The organism is Nocardia sp. NPDC057455, from assembly GCF_042802775.1.
GTDB lineage: Bacteria > Actinomycetota > Actinomycetes > Mycobacteriales > Mycobacteriaceae > Nocardia.
The window spans coordinates 25,218-48,996 of the sequence record NZ_JBHVDM010000003.1; the positions used below are offsets into that span (position 1 = coordinate 25,218).

At 68.4% G+C, this 23,779-nt stretch carries 22 protein-coding genes; 15 read left to right on the plus strand and 7 right to left on the minus strand.

The genetic code is table 11. The features are described 5' to 3' along the window. Window positions 1–15: 15 nt before the first annotated feature. From ACFU5M_RS01915 to ACFU5M_RS01930, 4 genes are all read right to left on the minus strand, one after another. Window positions 16–918, minus strand: a complete 903-nt coding sequence (locus tag ACFU5M_RS01915) for an amino acid ABC transporter permease (protein ID WP_379042180.1) — start codon at window positions 916–918, stop codon at window positions 16–18. 19 nt (window positions 919–937) lie between these two features. Further along, window positions 938–1,618 carry an amino acid ABC transporter permease gene (locus tag ACFU5M_RS01920; RefSeq protein ID WP_379042182.1) on the minus strand — a complete coding sequence of 227 codons (681 nt, stop codon included), beginning with the start codon at window positions 1,616–1,618 and terminating at the stop codon, window positions 938–940. Window positions 1,619–1,717: 99 nt separating this feature from the next. Then, a complete protein-coding gene (locus ACFU5M_RS01925; protein WP_379042184.1) occupies window positions 1,718–2,554 on the minus strand; it encodes a glutamate ABC transporter substrate-binding protein in 837 nt (278 codons plus the stop codon). 48 nt (window positions 2,555–2,602) lie between these two features. Next, window positions 2,603–3,331 (minus strand): amino acid ABC transporter ATP-binding protein, encoded by a 729-nt coding sequence (locus ACFU5M_RS01930; protein WP_379042444.1) that lies wholly within the window; start codon window positions 3,329–3,331, stop codon window positions 2,603–2,605. Between the two features lie 258 nt (window positions 3,332–3,589). Here ACFU5M_RS01930 and miaB point away from each other — a divergent pair, with 258 nt between their 5' ends. Next, complete coding sequence (gene miaB, locus ACFU5M_RS01935) at window positions 3,590–5,137, plus strand: tRNA (N6-isopentenyl adenosine(37)-C2)-methylthiotransferase MiaB (protein ID WP_379042186.1); 1,548 nt, start codon at window positions 3,590–3,592, stop codon at window positions 5,135–5,137. 137 nt (window positions 5,138–5,274) lie between these two features. Further along, window positions 5,275–5,856, plus strand: a complete 582-nt coding sequence (locus tag ACFU5M_RS01940; protein WP_379042188.1) for a hypothetical protein — start codon at window positions 5,275–5,277, stop codon at window positions 5,854–5,856. A 65-nt stretch (window positions 5,857–5,921) separates the two neighbouring features. On the opposite strand, the gene ACFU5M_RS01945 is transcribed toward ACFU5M_RS01940, so the two are convergent. Continuing rightward, window positions 5,922–7,298 carry a DUF349 domain-containing protein gene (locus tag ACFU5M_RS01945; RefSeq protein WP_379042190.1) on the minus strand — a complete coding sequence of 459 codons (1,377 nt, stop codon included), beginning with the start codon at window positions 7,296–7,298 and terminating at the stop codon, window positions 5,922–5,924. Window positions 7,299–7,538: 240 nt separating this feature from the next. Between ACFU5M_RS01945 and ACFU5M_RS01950 the strand changes: the two genes are divergently transcribed. The 8 genes from ACFU5M_RS01950 to ACFU5M_RS01985 all read left to right on the plus strand — a co-directional run bounded on the left by ACFU5M_RS01950 (window position 7,539) and on the right by ACFU5M_RS01985 (window position 16,684). After that, window positions 7,539–8,303 (plus strand): hypothetical protein, encoded by a 765-nt coding sequence (locus ACFU5M_RS01950; RefSeq protein WP_379042192.1) that lies wholly within the window; start codon window positions 7,539–7,541, stop codon window positions 8,301–8,303. Beyond that, the gene (gene miaA, locus ACFU5M_RS01955) at window positions 8,300–9,232 is read left to right on the plus strand and encodes a tRNA (adenosine(37)-N6)-dimethylallyltransferase MiaA (protein ID WP_379042194.1); all 933 of its coding nucleotides are present in this window, start codon (window positions 8,300–8,302) and stop codon (window positions 9,230–9,232) included. The genes ACFU5M_RS01950 and miaA overlap by 4 nt, the downstream gene beginning before the upstream one ends. Beyond that, window positions 9,229–10,065 carry a TrmH family RNA methyltransferase gene (locus ACFU5M_RS01960; protein ID WP_379042196.1) on the plus strand — a complete coding sequence of 279 codons (837 nt, stop codon included), beginning with the start codon at window positions 9,229–9,231 and terminating at the stop codon, window positions 10,063–10,065. The genes miaA and ACFU5M_RS01960 overlap by 4 nt, the downstream gene beginning before the upstream one ends. A 33-nt stretch (window positions 10,066–10,098) precedes the next feature. Then, window positions 10,099–10,980: a diaminopimelate epimerase gene (gene dapF / locus ACFU5M_RS01965; protein ID WP_379042447.1), complete on the plus strand. Its 882-nt coding sequence runs from the start codon at window positions 10,099–10,101 to the stop codon at window positions 10,978–10,980. A gap of 191 nt (window positions 10,981–11,171) precedes the next feature. Further along, window positions 11,172–12,599: a GTPase HflX gene (gene hflX / locus ACFU5M_RS01970; RefSeq protein ID WP_379042450.1), complete on the plus strand. Its 1,428-nt coding sequence runs from the start codon at window positions 11,172–11,174 to the stop codon at window positions 12,597–12,599. Window positions 12,600–12,952: 353 nt separating this feature from the next. Further along, window positions 12,953–13,849, plus strand: coding sequence for a lysophospholipid acyltransferase family protein (locus tag ACFU5M_RS01975; protein ID WP_379042198.1), 897 nt, complete (start codon window positions 12,953–12,955; stop codon window positions 13,847–13,849). A gap of 662 nt (window positions 13,850–14,511) precedes the next feature. After that, on the plus strand, window positions 14,512–15,657 hold the full coding sequence (locus tag ACFU5M_RS01980; protein WP_379042200.1) for an acyl-CoA dehydrogenase family protein: 1,146 nt from the start codon (window positions 14,512–14,514) through the stop codon (window positions 15,655–15,657). 124 nt (window positions 15,658–15,781) lie between these two features. Further along, a complete protein-coding gene (locus ACFU5M_RS01985; protein ID WP_379042202.1) occupies window positions 15,782–16,684 on the plus strand; it encodes an alpha/beta hydrolase fold domain-containing protein in 903 nt (300 codons plus the stop codon). Window positions 16,685–16,746: 62 nt separating this feature from the next. On the opposite strand, the gene ACFU5M_RS01990 is transcribed toward ACFU5M_RS01985, so the two are convergent. After that, window positions 16,747–18,234 (minus strand): sensor histidine kinase, encoded by a 1,488-nt coding sequence (locus tag ACFU5M_RS01990; RefSeq protein ID WP_379042204.1) that lies wholly within the window; start codon window positions 18,232–18,234, stop codon window positions 16,747–16,749. Continuing rightward, the gene (locus tag ACFU5M_RS01995; RefSeq protein WP_379042206.1) at window positions 18,227–18,904 is read right to left on the minus strand and encodes a response regulator; all 678 of its coding nucleotides are present in this window, start codon (window positions 18,902–18,904) and stop codon (window positions 18,227–18,229) included. Before ACFU5M_RS01995 ends, ACFU5M_RS01990 begins: the two co-directional genes overlap by 8 nt. Before the next feature lie 114 nt (window positions 18,905–19,018). On the opposite strand from ACFU5M_RS01995, the gene ACFU5M_RS02000 reads away from it, so the two are divergent. The 5 genes from ACFU5M_RS02000 (at window position 19,019) to ACFU5M_RS02020 (ending at window position 23,758) form a co-directional block, all read left to right on the plus strand. Further along, entirely contained in the window at window positions 19,019–19,393 is a 375-nt protein-coding gene (locus ACFU5M_RS02000) for a PepSY domain-containing protein (RefSeq protein WP_379042208.1), read from the plus strand. 233 nt (window positions 19,394–19,626) lie between these two features. Then, complete coding sequence (locus ACFU5M_RS02005; protein ID WP_379042210.1) at window positions 19,627–20,001, plus strand: hydrogenase maturation nickel metallochaperone HypA; 375 nt, start codon at window positions 19,627–19,629, stop codon at window positions 19,999–20,001. Continuing rightward, window positions 19,959–20,801: a hydrogenase nickel incorporation protein HypB gene (hypB, locus tag ACFU5M_RS02010; RefSeq protein ID WP_379042212.1), complete on the plus strand. Its 843-nt coding sequence runs from the start codon at window positions 19,959–19,961 to the stop codon at window positions 20,799–20,801. The genes ACFU5M_RS02005 and hypB overlap by 43 nt, the downstream gene beginning before the upstream one ends. A 93-nt stretch (window positions 20,802–20,894) precedes the next feature. Beyond that, entirely contained in the window at window positions 20,895–21,950 is a 1,056-nt protein-coding gene (locus ACFU5M_RS02015) for a hydrogenase expression protein HypE (protein ID WP_062974012.1), read from the plus strand. Window positions 21,951–21,961: 11 nt separating this feature from the next. Beyond that, window positions 21,962–23,758 (plus strand): nickel-dependent hydrogenase large subunit, encoded by a 1,797-nt coding sequence (locus tag ACFU5M_RS02020; protein ID WP_379042214.1) that lies wholly within the window; start codon window positions 21,962–21,964, stop codon window positions 23,756–23,758. The last annotated feature ends 21 nt before the right edge of the window (window positions 23,759–23,779 follow it).

A 23,779-nucleotide genomic window follows, 5' to 3' on the forward strand; every position in this document is an offset into this window, starting at 1 on the left:
TCGGTTTCCGGAGGCTCATGGCGTCTTACCGATGTCGACACCGGGGGCCGCGTCGGTGATGACCGAGTCCGCAGCGACGACGGCGCCGCCGCCCTTGCCTCGCTTACGTGCCCGTAGCCGTCGTTCGAGCCGGGTCGCAACCAGCGTCAACGTGCTGTTGAGGGCGATCATGATGATCGCGATGACGATCAGCGCCGGAATCGTGTTCTGTTCGGCCGCGCCGAGTTGCTGCCCCGAGCGCACGACCTCGACGTAGGTGATCTGGTAGCCCAGTGCCGAGTCCTTCAGCGCGACCACCATCTGCGAGATCAGCGCGGGCAGCATCGCCGTGATCGCTTGCGGCAACAGGATCAACCGCATCAGCTGGTTCTTGCGCATGCCGAGCGCGACCGCGGCCTCGGTCTGTCCTTTCGGCAGCGAGCGGATGCCCGCTCGCACGATCTCCGCGATGACCGAGCCGTTGTAGACGGTCAGCGCGGTGACCACCGCGGCGAGCGCGAGATCATCGGACTTGAACACGTCGTACTCGGAATACACGGCGAACAGGAAGATCATCAGGATCAGCACCGGGATGGCACGCGCCACCTCGACGATCGCCCCCGCGACCCAACGCACGATGCGATGATCCGACAGTCGCAGGACGCCGAAGATCATGCCGATGATCAACGCGAACACGATCGACAGCAGCGCGGCCACGATCGTGCCGCGCAGACCGGGCAGCAGATAGGTCGACCAGACCTCCGCCTCCAGGAACGGCTTCCACTTCTCCGCGGTGAACTGCCCCTTCTCGGCGAAGCCGCGGTAGAGCAGCCAGCCTGCCGCGGCCACGGCGGCCACAACCAGCAGCGAGTAGACAGTGTTGCGCAGCTTCGCCTTCGGGCCCGGCGCGTCGAACAGGACCGAAGCACCCGCGCTCATACCCGCGCCTCACTGACGCTCATCGAGCCACCTCGTACTTCTTGGCCAGCCAGCCGAAGAGCAAGCCGGTCGGCAGGGTCAGGATTACGAAGCCGAGTGCGAAGATCGCTCCGATCGCCAGGACCGCGGCCTCTGTCTCGGTCATTTCCGCCATCAGAGTCGCCGCCTCGGCGACACCGATGGCCGAGGCGATGGTGGAGTTCTTGGTCAGCGCGATCAGGACGCTGCCCAGCGGAGCGATGACCGAACGGAACGCCTGCGGCAACACGACCAGCCGCAAGTTCTGCAAGAAGCCGAAGCCGAGTGAGCGCCCCGCCTCGGACTGGCCCATCGGTACGGTGTTGATGCCCGCACGTAACGACTCGCAGACGAAGGCGGCGGTGTAGATGCTGAGGCCGATGACTGCGAAGCGGAAGTTGTTCTGCGCCAGGGAATCCGGCCCCTCGCCGGCGAGGCGCCAGCCCATCGTCGTGTAGAGGCCCAATGACATGAACACGATGATCAGCGTGAGCGGGGTGTTGCGGAAGACGGTGACGTAGGCGGTGCCGACCCAGCGGGCGACGGGCACGGGAGACACGCGCAAGCCGGCCACGACAGTGCCCATGATCAGCGCGCCGACCCCGGAGAGCACGGTCAGTTGAATTGTCACCCAGAAGGCTTCGAGGATTTGGTTGTCGTACCTCGAGATCAGGTCGAACACGGCGGACGCGTCCCTCCGATCAGGTCTCGATGGTCAGGAAAGTGCGGTGGGTGGCCCGTGCCGGGGCGTGGCCCGGGCCACCCGTCCGGGCGCGGGAGGTCAGTACCGATTCACGGTCGGCGGCTGGGGGGCCTGGTAGCCGGACGCGCCGACGGTCGAATCGAAGGCCTTCTTCCAGGAGCCGTCGGCGATCATCGACTCGATGGCGTCGTTGATCTTGTCCCGCAGTTCCTTGTCGCCCCTCTTCAACCCGATGCCGTAGTTCTCCGTGGTGAACGGCTTGCCGACCACCTTGAACGCGCCGCTGCTCTGCGCGGCATACCCGGCGAGGATGATGTCGTCGGTGGTCACGGCGTCCCAGGATCCGGCGCGCAGACCCTCGAGGCAGAGCGAGTAGGTGTCGTTGGTCTGCAGCTGGGTATCGGGGAAGTTCTTCTCGATGTTCTGGGCCGGTGTGGAGCCCTTCACCGAGCAGACCTTCTTGCCCTTCAGATTGTCCGGGCCGTTGATGTCGGTGTTGTCGGCCCGCACCAGCAGCGACTGTCCGGCGATGTAGTACGGGCCGGCGAAGTCGATCTTCTCCTTGCGCTTGTCGTTGATCGAGTAGGTGGCGACGATGTAGTCGACCTGCCCGTTCTCGATCAGCGTCTCCCGCTGCGGTGACGGCGCTTCCTTGAACGTGATCCGGTCCGGCTGCACACCCAGTTTCCCGGCGACGTACTCGGCCACCTCGACATCGAAGCCGCTGTAGGACCCGTCCTTGTTACGCAGGCCCAGACCCGGCTGGTCGAATTTGATGCCGATGGTGAGCTTGCCGTCCTTGGCGTGGTCCAGGGCGGACTTGTCGTCGCCGCCGCCGCACGCGGTGGCGGTCGCGGCGGCGAGTGTCAGGGCGATCGCCCCGACGCCGATGCGCAGAGCGCGATTGATCCTCATCGAGTTCCTTCTCCCTATCCGTGGGTGTGCTGGCCGCTGTCCGGCAGATCAGTGGCTCAAAATCTTGCCCAGGAAGTCTCTGGCCCGCTCCGACTTCGGGGCGGTGAAGAAGACGTCCGGCGACGCGTCCTCCACTATCTGGCCGTCGGCCATGAACAACACCCGGTTCCCGGCGCGGCGCGCGAAGCCCATCTCATGGGTGACGACCAGCATCGTCATCCCCTCCTTGGCCAGCGACACCATCACTTCGAGCACTTCGTTGACCATCTCCGGGTCCAGCGCGGAAGTCGGCTCGTCGAACAGCATCACCTTCGGGTTCATCGCCAGCGCCCGGGCGATGGCGACGCGTTGCTGCTGCCCGCCGGACAGTTGTGCCGGGTACTTGTCGGCCTGATCGGCGATGCCGACCCGGTCGAGCAGTTCCATGGCGCGGGCGCGAGCGTCGTCCTTCTTGACCTTGCGCACCTTGACCGGCGCGAGCATGACGTTCTCGATGATCGTCTTGTGCGCGAACAGGTTGAACGACTGGAAGACCATGCCTACGTCGGCGCGCAGGGCGGCCAGTGCGCGGCCCTCCGCGGGCAGCGGGACACCATCGATGGCGATGTCGCCGGAGTCGATCGGCTCCAGCCGGTTGATGGTGCGGCACAGCGTCGATTTACCGGAGCCAGATGGGCCCAGAACGATGACGACCTGCCCTTTCGGGACCTCCAAAGTGATGTCCCTGAGTACGTGCAGGTCGCCGAAGTGCTTGTCCACATTGCGCATCAAGATCATCGGCGGCGCGCTGGTGGCGGCGCTGACGTCCCCGGCAGAGGCGTCCCCGGGAGTGCCGGGAGCGGCGGCGTCGTCGGTCATGGTCATGACCTTAGGCAAAAATCGGGGATTTGCCCGGCTTTCCGCGACACACCGTCTCGCCGCGCCGATTCGACATGCGCGCGTAACCTCACGGTCGGATCGGTGTCGGCCGCCGACGCCCGGAGCCTGCGCCGATGCCCGCGAAAACCGTCGAAGGCCGCCCCGTACCCTGGATGGGTGGATTCGATCGGACAGGCAGTGCAGGCTCCCGCCGAGGGCACAGCGCGCAGTTACGAGGTCCGCACCTTCGGTTGCCAGATGAACGTGCACGATTCCGAACGCTTGTCGGGTTTGCTGGAGGACGCGGGATACGTGAAGGCCGCGCCCGGCGCGACGGCCGACCTCGTCGTCTTCAACACCTGTGCCGTGCGTGAGAACGCCGACAACAAGCTCTACGGCACGCTCGGTCACCTGGCGCCGACCAAGGCGAGCCATCCGGGCATGCAGATCGCTGTCGGCGGCTGCCTGGCGCAAAAGGACCGCGACGTCGTGGTGCGCAAGGCGCCGTGGGTGGACGTGGTCTTCGGTACGCACAACATCGGCTCGCTGCCGGTGCTGCTGGAGCGGGCGCGGCACAACCGGGAAGCCCAGGTGGAGATCCTGGAGTCGCTGGAGGCGTTCCCGTCCACGCTGCCGGCCAAGCGCGAATCCGCCTACGCGGGGTGGGTTTCCATCTCGGTCGGCTGCAACAACACCTGCACCTTCTGCATCGTGCCCGCCCTACGCGGCAAGGAGGTCGACCGCCGCCCCGGTGACGTGCTCGCCGAGGTACAGGCACTGGTGGAGCAGGGTGTGCTCGAGGTGACGCTGCTCGGCCAGAACGTGAACTCCTACGGCGCGTCGTTCGCCGATCCGAGCGAGCCGCGCGACCGCGGCGCGTTCGCCAAACTGTTGCGCGCGTGCGGGCATATCGAGGGCTTGGAGCGGGTCCGCTTCACCTCGCCGCATCCGGCCGAGTTCACCGACGACGTGATCGATGCCATGGCCGAGACCTCGAACATCTGTCCGCAGCTGCACATGCCGCTGCAATCCGGCTCGGACCGGGTGCTCAAGGCGATGCGCCGCTCCTACCGCAAGGCCCGTTACCTCGGGATCATCGACAAGGTGCGTGCCGCGATGCCGCACGCCGCGATCACCACCGACATCATCGTGGGCTTCCCCGGGGAAACCGAAGAGGATTTCCAGGAGACCCTGGATGTGGTGCGGCAGGCGCGTTTCACCAGCGCCTATACCTTCCAGTACTCCAAGCGGCCCGGCACGCCCGCCGCGGACATGCCCGATCAGCTGCCCAAGGCCGTCGTTCAGGAACGTTACGACCGCCTCATCGCGCTGCAGGAGGAGATCTCCCTGGCCGCCAACCGTGAGCTGGTCGGCACCGAGGTGGAGCTACTCGTGGCCGATGGCGCGGGCAAGAAGAACGCCGCGACCGCGCGCATGAGCGGCCGCGCGCGCGACGGCAGGCTGGTGCACTTCCGGCCGGGTGGCACCGCCGAGCCGATTCGCCCCGGCGACCTGGTCACCGTCGACATCACCGCCGCGGCGCCGCACCACTTGGTCGCCGATGCCGTGCTCAAGACACACCGCCGCACCCGCGCCGGTGACGCGCACGAGCGCGGCATCACACCGAAGACCGCGCCGATCGGTGTGGGGCTCGGCCTGCCCCGCATCGGCGCGCCCATCGCGGAACCCGCGGCCGCGGGCTGCTCGACCGGCTGCGGCGCATGACCACCGGCCCGGACGACGACGAGGGCGGCGCCGATGGTGCCGTTCCCGCGTCCGGTGACGAGGAGCGCGCAGCGTCCGCGGCGAACCCGCGACACCAGCCAGGCAGCCGCGATGGCGACGAACGAAACGAGGACTCAGTGAGCTCGGTCGAGAGCACCGGCGATTTCGAACAGTTCCGCGACGATCTCGACGCCGTCGAGCGCAAGATCGCCGGTGAGATCGATCCGGGCATCCGCGCCATGGTCGTGGCCGGTGCGGTGTTCCTGCTGCTGGCCTCGCTCGTGCTGTCGCACGCCGGCGCCGCGCGCGGATTCGATGTGCTGTTGAACACCGACGTCGCGCGGGACGAGCACATCGGGCTGCCCTCGCGGGTGTTCGTCTGGTTCCTCGTGGTCTTCGGCATCGGGTTCTCGACGCTGGCGCTGATGACCCGCCGCTGGGTGCTGGCCTGGGTCGCCGTCGCTGGCAGCGCTGTGGCCAGTGTGTTCGGTGTGCTCTCGATCTGGCACCGTCAGACCCCCGGCGTGGGTAACTACATCGGTGCGGGGCCCGGCATCGGCCTGATCCTGGGCGCGATCGTGACCGTCGTGCTCACCTTCCACTGGATCCGGGTGGTGTGGAGCCGCACCGCGCTGCACCTGGCCGCCGAGGAGCAGCGCCGCAACGCCTCCGCGGCCGCGGAGGAACGCGACCGGCGTCGTCTCATGGGCGATTCCTGAGCGATCGCCCACACACGTGCGGCCCTCCCGGATGGGAAGGGCCGCAATCATCGATCGAGCCGGACTCAGCGGTTGCTGACGGCGCCTTCGGCGGCCTCAGCCCACTCCCGCCACTGCTTGGCTTGCTCCAGCGCCTTCTCCGCGTCGCGCGAGTTGCCCGCGGCCTGCGCTTTCGCGGCCTGCTCCTCGAACTGCGCCACGCGCTCCCGGAACTGGGCGGCGCGGGCCATCGCCTCGGGATCGGTGCGCCGCCACTGCGCGTCGGCGGCGTCGCGCACGCGCTTCTCGATCGCCCGCAGCTTGCCTTCGAGGTCCTGCATGCGCTCGCGCGGCACCTTGCCGATGGTGTCCCACTTGCCCTGGAGTTCGCGCAGCGCGCTACGGGCCGCTTCCAGGTCGGCGGACGGATCGATGAAGGCGTAGGCGCTCAGCAGTTCCTCTTTGGCGGCCGCGTTCTGTTCGAACTCGGCGTCGCGCTCGGAGACAGCGGCGTTGCGGGCGGCGAAGAACACATCCTGCGCGCTTTTGAAGCGCCGCCACAGCGCCTCGTCGGCCTCGCGCGGCGCGCGCCCGGCGGCCTTCCACTCGGCGAGCAGATCGCGGAAGACGCCCGCGGTGGCCACCCACTCGGTGGAGCCGGACAGCTCCTCGGCCTGCACGCACAGTTCTTCCTTGCGCGTCTTCGCGGCGGCGCGTTCACGATCCAACTCGGCGAAGTGCGCGCCGCGGCGGCGGTTGAACGCCTCGCGGGCCTTGGAGTAGCGCTTCCACAGCGCGTCGTCCACCTTGCGGTCCACGCCGCGGATGGACTTCCACTCGTCCAGGATCTCGCGCAACCGATCGCCCGCGGCCTTCCACTGGGTGGACTCGGCGGCGATCTTCTCCGCCTCGGCGGCCAGCGCCTCCTTGCGTTCGGTGTGCTCGTGCCGGGCGCGTTCCTTCTCTTCTTTGGCGTGCGCGGCGGCTTCTTCGGAGTGCTCGGCGATGACCTGCAGGCGCCGGGCCAGCCCCTCGATGTCTCCGATGACGGAGGCGGTCGGCAGCGACTCGACCAGCGCCACGGCGGCGGCCTTGGTCTTGCGTGCGTCCGCGCCCGCGGCCAGCCGGGCCTCCAGCAGAGCGACCTCGGTGGCCAGATCGTCGAACCGGCGGCCGAAGTGAGCCAGTCCCTCCGTGGCGTCACCGGCCTGCCACGAGCCGACCTGGCGTTCACCCTCGGGGGTCTTCACCCAGGCGGTACCGTCCTCATCGACCCGGCCCCACCGGCTCGGATCGGACACGGTGGGGACTACGACGGGATGGGGATGCTGTTGAGCCGGGCCAGGGGCGGGTTTGACCGCGTGCGGCTTGGGCGGTGGAATCGAGCGGCCCGGTTTCGGGGCACCGGAAGAACGGGGCATCTTGCCGGGGCCGGCTTTCGCGGTTCCGTTGCTGTCGGTCATCTTTCCTCGTCCCTGCCGCGCGTCACGGCTGCCTGGTTACGCCCTAGCTCATCCCATTCAACCCGGTCCGAGCCCTTGTGACCATCGACCCATGCCTTCCCGAGGAGGAATCCCGGGGGTTTCCAACCCCTGATGACCTGGGTTGTAGCTCCTCGAACACTATCAATCCCGGCGGTATTTCCGGCAGAGACACTCGAAGCCGGGCGGTACCGGTGGTCCCGCAACGACTACGGTTACGACGTGTTCTCCGTCGCCGCTCTGGTTCCGTCGCCACCCGTGCTGGTTCCCGAGCTGTGCGGCGGCGTGGCGGACTCGGCGGGAGCGGGCGATTCCGACCCGCGCGAGGTGCTGCGGTCCGCCGTGCTCGACGCCGTACGCGCCTTCGCGGCCGTGACGGAGCGCTGGACGGTGCTGGGCGTCGGCGCAGGCGACGGCATGTTCGGTCCGGAGACCGCGGGCACGTTCCGCGGATTCGGCGCGGACGTGCGCGTCGGTCTTTCCGGCGCGGCGGTCGCCGGAGCGCAGGTGGCCGAAGCCGACCTGCCGTTGTCCGTGCTGATCGGCGGATGGCTGCGCGGGCAGGCCGCCCCGAGCGCGGTCGCCGAGGCGCGCGTCGTCCCCGCGGACGCGACGCCGGAGCACTGCCGCGAGGCCGGGGCGAAGCTGCGCGCCGATCTCGACGGCGACGTCGCGCCGCGCGGTGTGCTGGTCGTCGCGGACGGCGCCGCGACACTGTCCACCAAGGCACCCGGCTACCTCGACGAACGAGCCCGGCCGGTGCAGGACCAGCTCGATCACGCCCTGACCACGGGGGATCGCGCCGCGCTGCGGGCACTCGATCCCGGGCTGTGCGCCGAACTGGGCCTTTCCGGACGCGCCGCCTACCAGGTGCTGGCCGGTCTGTTCCGGACCGACCCGCTGGTCGAGACCCGTTACTGCGACGCTCCGTTCGGGGTCGGTTACCACGTGAGCCTCTGGCGGCCCACGGGAGATGATGCGCCGTGAGCGATTCCGGCATCACTCCGATCGCGGTCGTCGGTCCCACCGCCACCGGCAAATCCGATCTCGCCCTCGAACTGGCCGAACGGCTCGGCGGTGAGATCGTGAACATCGACGCCATGCAGCTCTACCGCGGCATGGACGTCGGCACCGCGAAGCTGCCCGTCGCGCAGCGCCGGGGCATTCCGCACCACCAGCTCGACGTGCTCGACGTGACCGACACCGCCTCCGTGGCCGCCTATCAGGCGGCGGCAGGCGCGGACGTCGTCGCGATCATGGGGCGCGGCCGGGTGCCCGTCATCGTGGGCGGATCGATGATGTATGTCCAGGCGCTGCTGGACGACTGGGAATTCCCGGCCACCGATCCGGCCGTCCGGGCGCGCTGGGAGGCGGTGCTCGCGCAGCGGGGTGTCGCGGCGGTGCACGCGGCGCTGCGCGAGGCCGATCCGGTGGCCGCGGCCACCATCCTGCCCACCGACGGGCGCCGCATGGTGCGGGCGCTCGAGGTCGTGGAACTCACCGGAGAGCCGTTCGCCGCCTCGGCGCCGACCATCGGGCGGCCGCGCTGGGGCACCGTCGTCATCGGCGTCGACCGGGAGACCTCGGCACTGGACGAGCGCATACAGCGGCGCACCGCGGCGATGTTCGACGGTGGGCTGGTCGAGGAGGTACGCGGCCTGATCGAGCACGGCCTGCGGGAGGGCGTCACAGCCCGGCGCGCCATCGGCTACGCACAAGTCCTGGCCTATCTGGACAACGAATACGACCTGAACCACGCTCAGGAACGCACCCTGATCGGCACCCGGCGCTACGTGCGCAGGCAACGCTCCTGGTTCCGGCGCGATCCTCGGGTGCGGTGGGTGGACGGCGGCGCGGCGGATCCGGTCGCGACGGCGCTGGCCCTGCTCGAAGAGAAAGAACGGACTCCGCAGTGACCCGACGTGTGAGCACGCGCAACGCCTCCGTCCAGGTGTGGCAGGCCTACCTCAACAATCGCACCAAACGTCATCGCGACGGCCGTTTCCTGGTGCAAGGGGTGCGTCCGATCACGCAAGCCGTGGCCAACGATTGGCCGCTGGAGACGCTGCTGTACCGCCTGGGCGGCCAGGAGCTGTCGGGCTGGGCGCGCGAAGTGCTGGACACCAGCGGCGTGCCGCAGGTCGGCTTGGTGCCCGAACTGATGGCCGAGCTCGGCGAGAAAGCCGGTGGGATACCGGAACTCGTGGCGGTCGCGGAGTCGCGGCAGCCCGAGCTGGAAACCTTCGAGCCGGGCGAGCCGGGGGAGGACGCGCCGGTGGTCGTGGTGTTCGACCGGCCCAACTCGCCCGGCAATCTCGGCACCCTGATCCGCTCGGCAGACGCGTTCGGGGCCTGCGGCGTCATCGTCACCGGGCACGGCGCCGACCAGTACGACCCGCAGGCCGTGCGGGCCTCGACCGGCTCGCTGTTCGCCGTGCCGGTGATCCGCGCGGCCGGGCCCGCACAGGTGCTGGAGTTCCGTAACCGGCAGGTGCGCCGTGGCATTCCGACCCGCATCGTGGGGACCGACGAGCACGCCCCGCACGCCGCCTACGACTACGACTTCACCGACGCGACCATCCTCGTGGTCGGCAACGAGACCAGCGGGATGAGCACGGCCTGGCAGGCAGCCTGCGACGACATGGTGTACATCCCGATGGGTGGCACGGCCAGCTCGCTGGGAGCGCCCTCGGCGGCCGCGGTGGCGCTCTACGAAATTTCCCGGCAGCGCCGGACGTTTGCCAAGTGACGACGAGATAGGGAGACATCGCACGTGCCGGATATCGAGTTCACCAAGGGGCACGGCACCCAGAACGACTTCGTGGTGCTGCCGGACCCGGGGGCCGGCCTGGCGCTGACGGCCGCGCAGGTCGGAGCGCTGTGTGATCGCCGTCGCGGGCTCGGCGCGGACGGTGTGCTTCGGGTCGCGCGCGCCGGTGCGCTGCTGGCCGCCGGTGTGCTCACGCGGATCCCGGAGGGTGTCGGCGCGGACGACTGGTTCATGGACTACCGCAACGCCGACGGCTCGATCGCGGAGATGTGCGGCAACGGCGTGCGCGTGTTCGCCCATTACCTGAACGTGGCAGGACTCGAGACCCGCGACAGCTTCGTCGTCGGTAGCCGCGCCGGCGCGCGCCCGGTGACGGTGCATGCCGGGAACGCGGTCACCGGTGACGTCACCGTCGGTATGGGGCCGGTGCGCGAACTCGGCGCGTCCACCGCGACTCTCGCGGGCTGGGCGCTGCCCGGCATCGGTATCGACGTCGGCAATCCGCATCTGGCCTGCGTCGATCCGGCGATGTCCGCGGACGCGCTCGGCAAGCTCGACCTCACCGTGGCGCCCGGCTTCGATCCGGACCTGTTCCCGCACGGCGTGAACGTCGAGATCGTCACCGCGTTGGACGCAGAGGGGTCGGTCGACATGCGGGTCTACGAGCGTGGCGTTGGCGAAACCCGTTCCTGTGGAACCGGAACCGTCGCCGCGGCCGCCGCGGCGCTGGCCGCCGACGGCTTCCGGATCGCCGAGGACACCGGCCGGGTGACGGTCCGGGTGCCCGGCGGCGAACTGACCGTCGGCCTGGAGCGCGGCTCGGCCTGGCTGCGCGGGCCGTCGGTCCTGGTGGCCACGGGCCATCTCGCCGGATCGTGGTGGGACGGGCTGTAGCGGCGTCGCGATTCGATAACCGGGTGCGTGCTGCGGTGATGTCGTGGCAGCATGGATGGTGTATGAGAAAATCAGAGACGTATGAATTCACTCCGGCGGACGCGAACGATCGCGCCGCCGAGGCGGCCGACGACGCCGTGACCGGCGAAGACGCGGTCTCCGGCGACGTCGTCGCCGAGCACGCCGCGCGGATGAAACGGTCCGGCTGGTCGGCCGATCCGACCGTGGGTGAGCTGCAACTGGATGAACGCAGTTCACTGCGGCGCGTGGCGGGCCTGTCCACCGAACTCGCCGACATCACCGAGGTCGAGTACCGGCAGCTGCGCCTGGAACGCGTCGTGCTGGTCGGCGTATGGACCGCCGGTACCGCCGCACAGGCCGAGGCGAGCATGGCCGAGCTGGCGGCGCTCGCCGAGACCGCGGGTTCCGAGGTGCTCGAAGCGCTGATCCAGCGCCGCGACCGGCCGGATCCGGCCACCTACATCGGCTCCGGCAAGGCCGAGGAGCTGCGTACCGTCGTGCTGGAGACCGGCGCCGACACCGTCATCTGCGACGGCGAGCTGACTCCGGCGCAGCTGACCGCCCTGGAGAAGGTGGTCAAGGTCAAGGTGGTCGACCGGACCGCGTTGATCCTGGACATCTTCGCCCAGCACGCCACCTCCCGGGAGGGCAAGGCGCAGGTGTCGCTGGCTCAGATGGAGTACATGCTGCCCAGGCTGCGCGGTTGGGGCGAGTCGATGTCCCGGCAGGCCGGTGGCCGCGCGGGCAGCAACGGCGGCGTGGGTCTGCGTGGCCCCGGTGAGACCAAGATCGAAACCGATCGGCGTCGCATTCGCGAGCGCATGGCCAGACTGCGCCGGGAGATCCGGGAGATGAAGACCGCGCGCGACACCATGCGGGCGCGCCGCAACTCCAGCGGCATCCCGTCCGTCGCGATCGTCGGTTACACCAATGCGGGCAAGTCGAGCCTGATGAACAAGCTCACCGGTTCCGGGGTGCTCGTCCAGGACGCGCTGTTCGCCACTCTCGATCCGACCACCCGCCGGGCGGAGCTGGACGACGGGCGCGAGGTCGTCTTCACCGACACCGTCGGTTTCGTGCGGCATCTGCCCACACAACTGGTCGAGGCGTTCCGTTCCACCTTGGAAGAGGTGACCGGCGCCGACCTGCTGCTGCACGTGGTGGACGGTTCCGACGCACTGCCCGCAGAGCAGATCAAGGCCGTCCGCGAGGTGATCACCGACGTGATCAAGGAATCCGGTACGCCCGCCCCGCCGGAGTTGCTGGTGGTGAACAAGACCGACGCCATGGGGCCGACCGAGCGCACCAACCTGCGCGCGTTGCTGCCGGACGCCTCGTTCGTCTCCGCGCACAGCGGTCATGGCATCGACGCGCTGCGCGAGCGGCTCGCCGAAATGCTCGGCGGCCTGGACGTGGAGATCAGCGTGCTGCTGCCGTACACGCGCGGCGACCTGCTCGCCCGCATCCATGCCGACGGCCGCATCCTGGACTCACACCACGAGGAGGGGGGAACCCGCGTGCACGCGCGCGTCCCGCATGCTCTGGCTGCTGCCCTCTCGGAGTACGCACACGCGGGCACGGGGGAGTCCGGCGAGTAGGTTTCGCTTCCCCCAGCCGCGACCTGCGACTCGGCCCCACGGCAGCGGAGTTCGGTGCGAGCCGCTGGTTGTCGGCTGTCTCGGAGCCTCGCCACGTGGGTACATACGCCGACGCGGATGTGGGCGCGGAGCAGTGCGCATGCCATGGGGTTTCGCTGCGGGGGCGGGCGTCGGAACGGACGTCTCGTGCGCCTCGGCGGGGTGATGATTGCGAGTTCGCGATGGGCTTGCCGGGACGACGAACGAGCTGGTCGATCGACCGAATCGGGCGTGTCACGATGTGACGCGCACATCCGGTGCGACGCAGTCGATTTCGTTGCGCTATCGTCATCGAATCGACACCAGGAGGGTTCATGTCGGACGCCCGCTCCGATCCCCGCACCCGGCGCTCCGGCGCCGCGAACAGCGCCGATCCGGCGCTCACCGATGGTGCGCCGCTGTCGGTCTCGCTGACCGGCACCGATCTGCGGGTGATCGACACCCTGCTCGCGCCACTGCGCGCGTGGACCAGCCCGCGCTTCTACGGCTTGGAGAACATTCCCGCCGACGGCCCGGTGCTGCTGGTCGGTAACCACAACTTGCTGGGCGGCATCGACGCGCCGATGCTGCTGCCCGAGGTACTGCGCCGTCGCGGCCGCCTGATCCGCGGTCTCGCCGAGAACGTGCTGATCAACGTGCCCGGTGTACGTCACCTGCTGCACCGCTACGGCGCGGTACGCGGGACTCGGTCCAACTGTCTGGCCCTGCTGCGCCGCGGTGAGGCCGTGATGGTGTTTCCCGGCGGCGGCCGGGAGGCGGTCCGCCGCAAGAACGAGAAGTACCTGTTGAAGTGGGAGGGGCGCAGCGGCTTCGCGCGCATGGCCATCGAGGCCGGCGCGCCCATCGTCCCGGTCGCGATGATCGGTGTCGACGACGCCTACGACATCGTGGCCGACGGCGACCATCCGATCCTGCGCCCGCTGCGCTGGACCGTGCAAGCGCTCGGCCTCAGCCGCGACCTCACCCCGCCGCTCATCCGCGGCGTCGGTCCCACCGTCATCCCGCGTCCGGAGCGCTTCTATTTCTCCGCCGGCGCGCCTATCGACCCGGCGCCCTGGCACAACGCGGGCGACATGCACGCCGCCGCGATCGAATTCCGCGACGTGGTGCGCAAGGCGCTCGAGGAGGAGATGAACTTCCTCTTCGCCGAACGGGCGCGCGACCAAGGCCGCACCTTGGTGGGCCGGGTGCGCGGCTGGCTGAACCTCTGACGGCTCGGCGCTGCCCGGTCTTCGCGCGGCCGACCGGTTGATGATCTCGGCTCGGTGACCACCGACCCGATCGAGCTGGACACGTCGTAGCCGCTTCGTGTGAGGCGGTCGGGGGCGAACGCCGACGTCGGGTGCCCTCCCTCTCGGCCGGTCGGCACACGGACAAATCCGGATCGCCGATGTGTGGGTCGACAATCCGACCAGCACGGTGGCCTCGAGTCGATCCACGTGGAGAAGTCCGGGTTGGTGGTGCCGTGGTGCCGTTCAGCATGTTCGCCTCGAGGTTCGCCAGGGGCGCCTCGGGTCGGTCCCCGCGGATAGGTCCGGTTGCCGATGCCGGGAAGGGCGGCGAAGGGTGGCGTTGAGCGCGGGCCCTGGAGCGCGGAGTCGCAGTCCTGGGAGCGGCCTCCGATCGAAGGCGGCTCGACCCTTCGCCGGAAATCGGAGACCGGGGGTTCTGCGCTGCTCGGTGGAACGTCCCGGGGTGGCCCGACGTCCCGACCGTTTGCGGGGAATCTCGCTTGTTGATCCGGACCCGCGCGGCCACTCCTGGTGGGACCATGGTTCTGGCCCCAGAAGTGAACAGGGATTCTCCTTCCGGGTACGGTATGGGCAACGACTGGTCGGTGTGGACCGGCCGGTGTGGTCACTAGGAGGTTGGCGTGGAACGCACACTGTTCGAACCCGAACACGAACTGTTCCGGGAGTCGTTCCGCAAGTTTCTCGATCAGCACGTCGCGCCGAATCACGCGAAGTGGGAGGAGCAGGGCATCGTCGACCGGGAGGTCTGGCTCGAGGCGGGCAAGCAGGGCTTCCTCGGCATGGCCATGCCGGAGCAGTACGGCGGCGGCGGGGTGAAGGATTTCCGCTACAACTCCATCGTCTCGGAAGAGTCGGTGCGCGGCCAGTACTCCGGTCTCGGCTTCTCGCTGCACAACGACGTGATCGCGCCTTACCTGCTCGAGCTGGCCAACGACGAGCAGAAGCAGCGCTGGTTGCCCGGTTTCTGCGCAGGCGAGATCATCACCGCGATCGCGATGACCGAGCCGGGCACCGGTTCGGACCTGCAGGGCATCAAGACCCGCGCGGTGCGTGACGGGGACGACTGGATCCTCAACGGCGCCAAGACCTTCATCACCAACGGCATCAACTCCGACATCGTGATCGTGGTGGCGCAGACCGACCCGGAGAAGGGCGCGATGGGCTTCAGCCTGTTCGTGGTCGAGCGCGGTATGCCCGGCTTCGAGCGTGGCCGCAATCTGGACAAGCTCGGCCTCAAAGCCCAGGACACCGCCGAGCTGAGCTTCACCGACGTGCGCGTGCCCGGTAAGAACCTGCTCGGTACCGAGGGCATGGGCTTCATCCACCTCATGCAGAACCTGCCGCAGGAACGGCTCTCGATCGCCGTGATGGCGGCGGCGGCCATGGAGTCCTGTTTGGAGATGACCGTCCAGTACGTCCGGGACCGCAAGGCGTTCGGCAAGCCGATCGGCGCCTTGCAGAACACCCGCTTCGTGCTCGCCGAACTGGCCACCAAGACCACCGCGGTGCGCCTGATGGTGGACAAGTTCATCGAACTGCTCAACGAGGGCAAGCTGACCGCCGAGGACGCGGCGATGGCCAAGTGGTGGAGCACCGAGGAGCAGCTCGACCTGATCAACCGCTGCCTGCAGCTGCACGGCGGATACGGCTACATGAAGGAATACCCGATCGCGAAGGCTTACATGGACGCTCGCATCCAGACCATCTACGGCGGTACCACCGAGATCATGAAGGAGATCATCGGGCGCAGCCTGAAACTCTCCTGATTGCAGGCGGTATCCGCTCGGGTCGCCGTCGTCGGTCGGCCCGAGCGTCGCTTGCGGCACAATCGCCTTCCGAGGTGCCGGGCGGACGCGAGGTCCGTCCATCACCCGAAGCGGAGGAGAGACGATGCCGAGTCTGGCCAATCAGGTCGTGCGCGGATATTTGAAGGCGACGCGCGCCAATCGTGTGTTCGTCGAGGCCGACGCGGCGCGCGAGCGGGTCCGGGATCTCAGTGTGCGGCCCCGGCGCTACGGTCCGCCGCGCAGGCTGCGCGCGGATGTGGCGATCGCGGTGGACCGTCGCGGCGGCTGGCCGGTCTACACGCTCACTCCGCGAGGGCGGCGACCTCGGGGGAACATCGTGTACGCGCACGGTGGTGGCTGGGTGCACGAGATCGCACCGCAGCATTGGGCACTGTGCGCGGCCGTGGCCGCGGAAACCGGTGCGGCCGTGACGGTCGCGATCTACCCGCTGATCCCGTTCGGGACGGCAGCACAAGTCGTCCGTGGCTTCGCGGACCTGGTGCTCGCGAATCAGGAAACGTACGAAAACGTCTGCTTGGCAGGGGATTCCGCCGGTGGGCAGATCGCTCTGTCGGCCGCGGTGGTCCTGCGCGACGACCATCGCGTGCGGCTGCCGGGCACCGTGCTGATCGCCCCCGCCCTCGATCTCTCGCTGACCAATCCCGAGATCCCGGTCGTGCAGCCGCGCGACCCGTGGCTGGGCGTCGCGGGAACGCGGGTGTTGATCGAGCATTGGCGGGGAGATCTCGAGATCGCCGATCCGAGGGTCAGCCCCCTCGCCGCCGACCTGCGCGGGCTCGGTCCGCTGACGGTCTTCTGCGGCACCGACGACATTTTGCACCCGGACACGCGCCTGTTGGTGGACGCGGCGCGTGGGGCCGGGGTCACGGTGGATTACCACGAGGGTCCAGGGCTGCCACACGTCTATCCGCTGACGCCGACCCCCGAAGGACGGGCCGCCCGTAGCGTTGTCATCGAAAGTGTGCGTAGCGCGCTCGCCGGTTGATCATTCGGCCGGGCGCGTCGCCGACTTCGATCCTCGACCGGCATCGGGGCCGGGCACCGGGGTCACGCCTCGGCGGCGGGCAGAGTTACCACGAACTGGGCCCCGGGCGCGCCATCGGTGACGCTGATGCTGCCCCCGTGGCGTTCGACGACATCGCGGACGATGGCCAAGCCCAGGCCCGCGCCGCCTTCGTCGCGGCTGCGGGCGTCGTCCAGCCGGACGAACCGCTGGAAGATGCGGTCGCGATCGGCGGGCGGCACACCCAGACCGTCGTCGGTAACCGTCAGTACCGCTCGCCCGTCGGCGTCTCGCTGCACGGCGACGCGCACGATGCTCGCGGCATGCCGCTGGGCGTTGTCGACGAGATTGCCCAGGACGCGTGCGAGCTGAGTGCGGCTGCCGGTGACCGCCACGGCGTCCTCGGGTGTCGCGATCTGCACGGCGACCCGGTCGCCGACCCGATGCTCGAGTTCGTCGCGGATCAGGACGGTCAGGTCCACGCGATCCGCGCGCGGTTGCTCGCCCGCGTCGAGCCGGGCCAGGAGCAGCAGGTCGGCCGCGAGGTGTTCCAGCCGGATGGTGTCGCCGATCACCCCGTCCAATTCCAGCAGTTCGGGGTGCGCCTGGGCTACCTCGAGCTGGGTGCGCAGACTGGCGATGGGGCTGCGCAATTCGTGTGCGGCGTCGGCGATGAACCGGCGCTGGCGCTCCCCGAATTCCTCCAGCGCGGCGAGCGTGGCGTTGGTGGTGGTCGCCAGTCGGCCGATCTCGTCGCGGGAGCCCGGTTCGGGCACCCGCCGGGAGAGATCGCCGTCCATGATCTCGGCGAGCTGCCTGCGGATCGCCTCCACCGGGCGCAGGGCACGTCTGGTGACCAGCCAGGTCACCAGGGCCACCAGGGCGAGCAGCGGCAGCAGGCCGATCAGCATCGCTTGCCGTGCGTCCGCCACCGCGCTGTCGGCGGTCTCCAGCGAGGAGCCCGCGTAGACGGTGGCGGGCTGCCCGCCCGGGATGGTCACCCCGAGGGCGGCGACCCGGAACGGGTGCGGGCCGTCCTCCGCGTCCACCGTCAGTCGCACATCGCGGAATTCCGCATCGGCCGTCGTAGGGTCCGTGGACTCGGACGGGCTTTCGTCGTCGTCCGATTCCGTCTCGTCGTCGTCTTCTCCTTCGTCCTCGTCACTCTCGTCCTCGTCGCCTTCGTCCTCGGGGGCCTTCGAGAGCGGCCCGAAGTCGGCCATCGGAGGTTTCCCCGCGAGCTCGGCGGCGGCCGCGAGGACCCGGCGGTCCATCGAAACAATCTGCACCGGCTGATCTTCGGCGTCCGGAAGCGACAAGCGCGCGAGGTCGGCGCCCGCGGCGAGCTGGGTCGCCACGTCACGCGCGGTGGTCTCCGCCTGCAATTCGGCGCTGTGCACCAGGTTGTGCCGCAGCACGGCCAGCACCGCGAGCCCGGCGGCCGTCAACGCCACCGCGACCACGGCCGTCGCCGCGACCGTGGTGCGCGCGCGGACCGAACGCCACCAAGCCCGCCTGCTCCGCTCAGGCACGGTCGGCTGCCAGCCGGTATCCGGCGCCGCGGACGGTGGTGATCGATCGGCGCCCGAAGGGCGCATCGATCTTGCGGCGCAATGTGCTGATGTAGACCTCGACGATATTCGGATCACCGTCGTAGGCGAAGTCCCAGACGTGATGCAGGATATCGGCTTTCGACACCACCTCCCCGGCGCGGACGGCCAGGTGCTCGAGCACGGCGAACTCCTTGGCGGTCAGCGTCACCTCCTCCGCGCCGCGGCGGCACGTCCGGGTGCCGGGGTCCACGATGAGGTCGCCGACGCGCAGCACCCGCGCACCGCCGCGGGTTCGGCGGCGCAACAGGGCGCGAATGCGGGCCAGCAGCACAAGGTAGGAGAACGGCTTGCTGAGGTAGTCGTCCGCTCCGGTGTCCAGGCCCTCGGCTTCGTCGTATTCGCCGTCTTTCGCGGTCAGCATGAGCACCGGCGTCTCGTGGCCCCCAGCGCGCAGCGCGGCGCAGACCCGGTAACCGTTCATGCCGGGCAGCATGATGTCGAGGATGATCAGGTCGTAGTCGGTGGTGGTCGCCAGATGCAGCCCCTCGGCGCCGTCGTGCACCACATCCACGGCAAATCCCTCGGCCGACAAGCCTTTTGCCAGTGTGAGAGCCAGACGTTTCTCGTCCTCCACGATCAGCAGACGCATCCACCAAGAGTGGCAGACGGATCCTGAAACCGTCTTCAGGTGGCTTCAGCTCGCCTTCAGTTCCGTGCGTCATCGTGAACGCATTCGAATCAGCACTCCCGCAGGAGGTTTCGTATGAACACCGTTTTCCGCCGTGCTTACGCCGGTCTCCGCTGGCTGCTCGTCGGCACGGCCGTCGCGGCCGCCGTGGTCGGTCTCAGCGTGGCCCTGGCCACGGTCGCGACCGGCGGGCAGAACGATCACACCGTCGCCTTCCGCGCATCCACGGGGGACTGGTCGCTGGTTGCCGACACCGGGATCAGCAGGCAGCAGGCGATCGACAAGGCGGTGCAGGCCGTGCCCGGCGGGCGGTTCCGGTCGATCGAGTTCGACACCGATCGCGGCACCCCGGTCTGGGAGGTGGAACTCACCACGCCCGCGGGCGTTCAGTACGACGTGACGATCGATGCGAACAGCGGCGCGGTCCACAGCGCGGTCGACCACGACTGATCTTTCGGCGGCGCAGGTGTGACGGCTCGGTGCCCGGGTAAGCGCGAGGTGTTTGCCGCTGGGCGGCGGGGATCCGGAGGGGGATCCCGGCCGCCGCTTCACCTCTACCAGGCGGCGTTCGAACCTGCGCATAACGCCTTGGAGACGCGTTCGCCGAGCATAAACGATTTGGTCCTCGCCAGGTTTGCCCGAGAGTAGCCTCAAGGTAGTCCGCTCGAGGAATCGAGGTCGCGATGCACGAGATGGCCATCACGCAGAGCGTCATCGACGCCGTCTGCGAGCACGCGGCGGGCCGGCGGGTCCACACCGTCACCGTCGAGGTCGGCGCGCTGTGCGCCGTCGTGCCCGAGGCTATGCGGTTCTGTTTCGAAGTCGCGGCCGAGGCGACCGTCGCCGAGGGCGCGGAACTGGTCCTGGTGGAGCTCCCCGGGGTAGGGGCTTGCCGGACCTGCGGAGCCGAGTTCCGGCTGCCGGACCCGATCCTGCTGTGTCCCTGCGGCAGCGCCGATGTCGAGATCCGTTCCGGGCGCGAGCTGCGTATCCGATCCATGGAGGTGAGTGAGGCATGTGCGCAACCTGCGGGTGCGGCGACGACGCCGCCGCGCTGATTCGCGTCCCGCACGACCACCAGCACTCCGAGGCGCACGACCACGCCCATGAGCACCACCATCCCCATGAGCACGCGCACGGCCCGGACGATGAGCACGTCCACGTGCCCGCCACCGAGACCGTCAGCCTGGAGCTGAAGGTTCTGGCCAAGAACGACGAGCTGGCGCAGCGCAACCGAGCCTGGCTGGCCGAGCGCGACATCGTCGCGCTGAACATGACCAGTTCGCCGGGCGCGGGCAAGACCAGTCTGCTGGAACGCACCATCCGCGAGTCCGGCCAGGCCCCGATCGCGGTGATCGAGGGCGACCAGGCGACATTGCTCGACGCCGAACGGATCCAGGCCACGGGGTGCCGTGTCGTGCAGGTCAACACCGGCGCGGGATGTCACCTGGACGCCGAGATGATGTATCGCGCGTTGGAGCGGCTCGACCCGGCGCCGGGTACGTTGCTGTTCGTCGAGAACGTCGGCAACCTGGTCTGCCCGGCGCTGTTCGACCTGGGGGAGCGGGAGAAGGTGGTCGTCATCTCGGTGACCGAGGGGACCGACAAACCGCTGAAGTACCCGCACATGTTCCAGGCGGCGGGACTGGTGCTGGTGAACAAGACCGATCTGCTGCCCTATGTCGATTTCGATCTGGACCGATGCCGGGAGTACATCCATTCGATCCACCCCGGCGTCGAGGTCCTTCCGCTGTCCGTGAGCAGCGGTACAGGCCTGTCTACCTGGTACGACTGGCTGGTCGCGCGGCGTCGCGCGGCCGGTTCGGCGGCTCTTGAGGATGCCGCCGGGCGCGCTTAAAGTGAAGTGATCAGGATCACATCTACGGGTGACCCCTTCTTCGAGAAAGGCGAGATTCGGCCCCCGGTGGTCCGCTGCGGAAGGTGGCGAGATATGCCCACTCAGGAAGCAGTACGAGCCGAAGAGACGCTGATCCACGTTCTCTGGATCAACGCGGGACTCAGTTGTGACGGTGATTCGGTCGCCTTGACGGCGGCCACGCAGCCGAGCATCGAAGAAATCGCCCTCGGCGCCCTCCCCGGTCTGCCCAAGATCGCCGTGCACTGGCCGCTCATCGACTTCGAGTGCGGGCCGAACGGCGGCGCCGATGATTTCCTGGAGTGGTTCTTCAAGGCCGACCGTGGGGAACTCGAACCGTTCGTTCTGGTGGTCGAGGGCTCGATCCCGAACGAGCAACTCAAGGAAGAGGGCTACTGGTGCGGGTTCGGCAACAATCCCGCCACCGGCCAGCCCATGACGACCAGCGAATGGCTGGACCGTCTCGCGCCGAAGGCCACGGCCATCGTGGCGGCGGGCACCTGCGCGACCTACGGCGGCATCCACGCGATGGCGGGCAACCCGACCGGTGCGATGGGCGTCCCGGACTACCTCGGCTGGGATTGGAAGAGCAAAGCGGGTATACCGATCGTCTGCGTGCCGGGCTGCCCCATCCAGCCGGACAACATGTCGGAGACGCTCACCTATCTGCTCTACATGGCGACCGGACAGGCGCCGATGATCCCACTCGATGAAGCGCTGCGGCCCAAGTGGCTGTTCGGGGCGACCGTGCACGAGGGTTGCGACCGCGCGGGTTACTACGAGCAAGGTGAGTTCGCCACCGAGTACGGCTCGCCTAAATGCATTGTGAAGCTGGGCTGCTGGGGGCCCGTGGTCAAGTGCAATGTCCCCAAGCGTGGCTGGATCAACGGCTTGGGCGGCTGCCCGAACGTCGGCGGCATCTGCATCGGCTGCACCATGCCGGGCTTCCCGGACAAGTTCATGCCGTTCATGGACGAACCCCCCGGCGGGAAGCTCTCCTCCAGCGCATCGGGGCTCTACGGATCGGTGATCCGCAGCCTCCGTCACATCACCGGACGCACCGTCGACAAGGAGCCGCACTGGCGGCACCGGGGCCGGAAGCTGGAGACCGGCGCGACCCGCACTTGGTAGGAGGATCTCTGATGACACAGATCATCCCGGAGCCGTCGCACCGGACGATCGAGCCCGGCCGTCTCGTCGAGATGGCGTGGGACCCGGTCACTCGCATCGTCGGCAGCCTCGGCATCTACACCAAAATCGACTTCGATAACCGGGAAGTGGTCGAGTGCCACAGCACCTCGTCCATCTTCCGGGGCTACTCGATCTTCATGAAGGGCAAGGACCCGCGCGACGCGCACTTCATCACCAGCCGCATCTGCGGCATCTGCGGCGACAATCACGCCACCTGTTCGTGCTACTGCCAGAACATGGCCTACGGCGTGCGCCCGCCGCACCTCGGCGAGTGGGTCGTCAACCTCGGCGAGGCCGCCGAGTACATGTTCGACCACAACATCTTCCAGGAGAACCTGGTCGGCGTGGACTACTGCGAGAAGATGGTCTCCGAGACCAACCCGGGTGTGCTGGCCAGGGCGGAGAACGCCGAGGCGCCGCACGCGGGCGACCACGGGTATCGCACGATCGCCGACATCATGCGGGCGCTCAACCCGTTCACCGGTGAGTTCTACCGCGAGGCCTTGCAGGTCAGCCGGATCACCCGGGAGATGTTCTGCCTGATGGAAGGCAGGCACGTCCACCCGTCCACGCTGTATCCCGGTGGACCGGGCACGGTCGCGACGATCCAGTTGATGACCGATTACCTGTCCCGGCTGATGCGCTATGTGGAATTCATGAAGAAGGTCGTGCCGATGCACGACGACCTGTTCGACTTCTTCTACGAGGCGCTGCCGGGATACGAGAAGGTCGGTCTGCGGCGCACGCTGCTGGGTTGCTGGGGCTCGTTCCAGGACCCGGAGGTCTGCAATTTCGAATACAAGGACATGGAGGACTGGGGCCGCAAGATGTTCGTCACCCCCGGCGTCGTGGTCGACGGCAAGCTGCTGACCACCTCCCTGGTGGACATCAACCTGGGCCTGCGGATCCTGCTCGGCAGTTCGTATTACGAGGACTGGACCGATCAGGAGATGTTCGTCCAGACCGATCCGCTGGGCAACCCGGTGGACCGGCGCCACCCCTGGAACCAGCACACCAACCCCCGGCCGCAGAAGCGGGACTTGGACGAGAAGTACAGCTGGGTGATGTCGCCGCGCTGGTTCGACGGCACCGATCACCTCTCCCTGGACACCGGCGGTGGCCCGCTGGCCCGGCTGTGGGCGACGGCTTTGGCCGACCTGGTCGACATCGGGTACGTGAAGTCGACCGGGAACAGCGTGCAGATCAACCTGCCCAAGACCGCGCTCAAAGGCCCGGTCACGCTGGAGTGGAAGATCCCGGTGCACGGCAGCAACACCCTCGAGCGCAACCGCGCGCGCACCTATTTCCAGGCGTACGCGGCGGCCTGCGCGCTGCACTTCGCTGAGAAGGCGATGGCGGAGATCCGGGCCGGCCACACCAAGACCTGGGAAAAATTCGAGGTTCCCGAAGAGGGCATCGGCTGCGGCTTCACCGAGGCGGTGCGCGGCGTGCTGTCGCATCACATGGTGATCCGGGACGGCAAGATCGCCAACTACCACCCGTATCCGCCGACGCCGTGGAATGCCAGCCCGCGCGACAGCTACGGCACACCGGGACCCTACGAGGACGCGGTGCAGGGCCAGCCGATCTTCGAAGAGAACGACCGCGAGCACTTCAAGGGCATCGACATCATGCGCACCGTGCGCAGTTTCGATCCGTGCCTGCCGTGCGGCGTGCACATGTACCTCGGCAACGGGAAGTCGCTGGAGAAACTGCATTCACCGACGCAGACCCTCATCCCCGAGTGAGTCCGCGTCGGGCGAAACGAC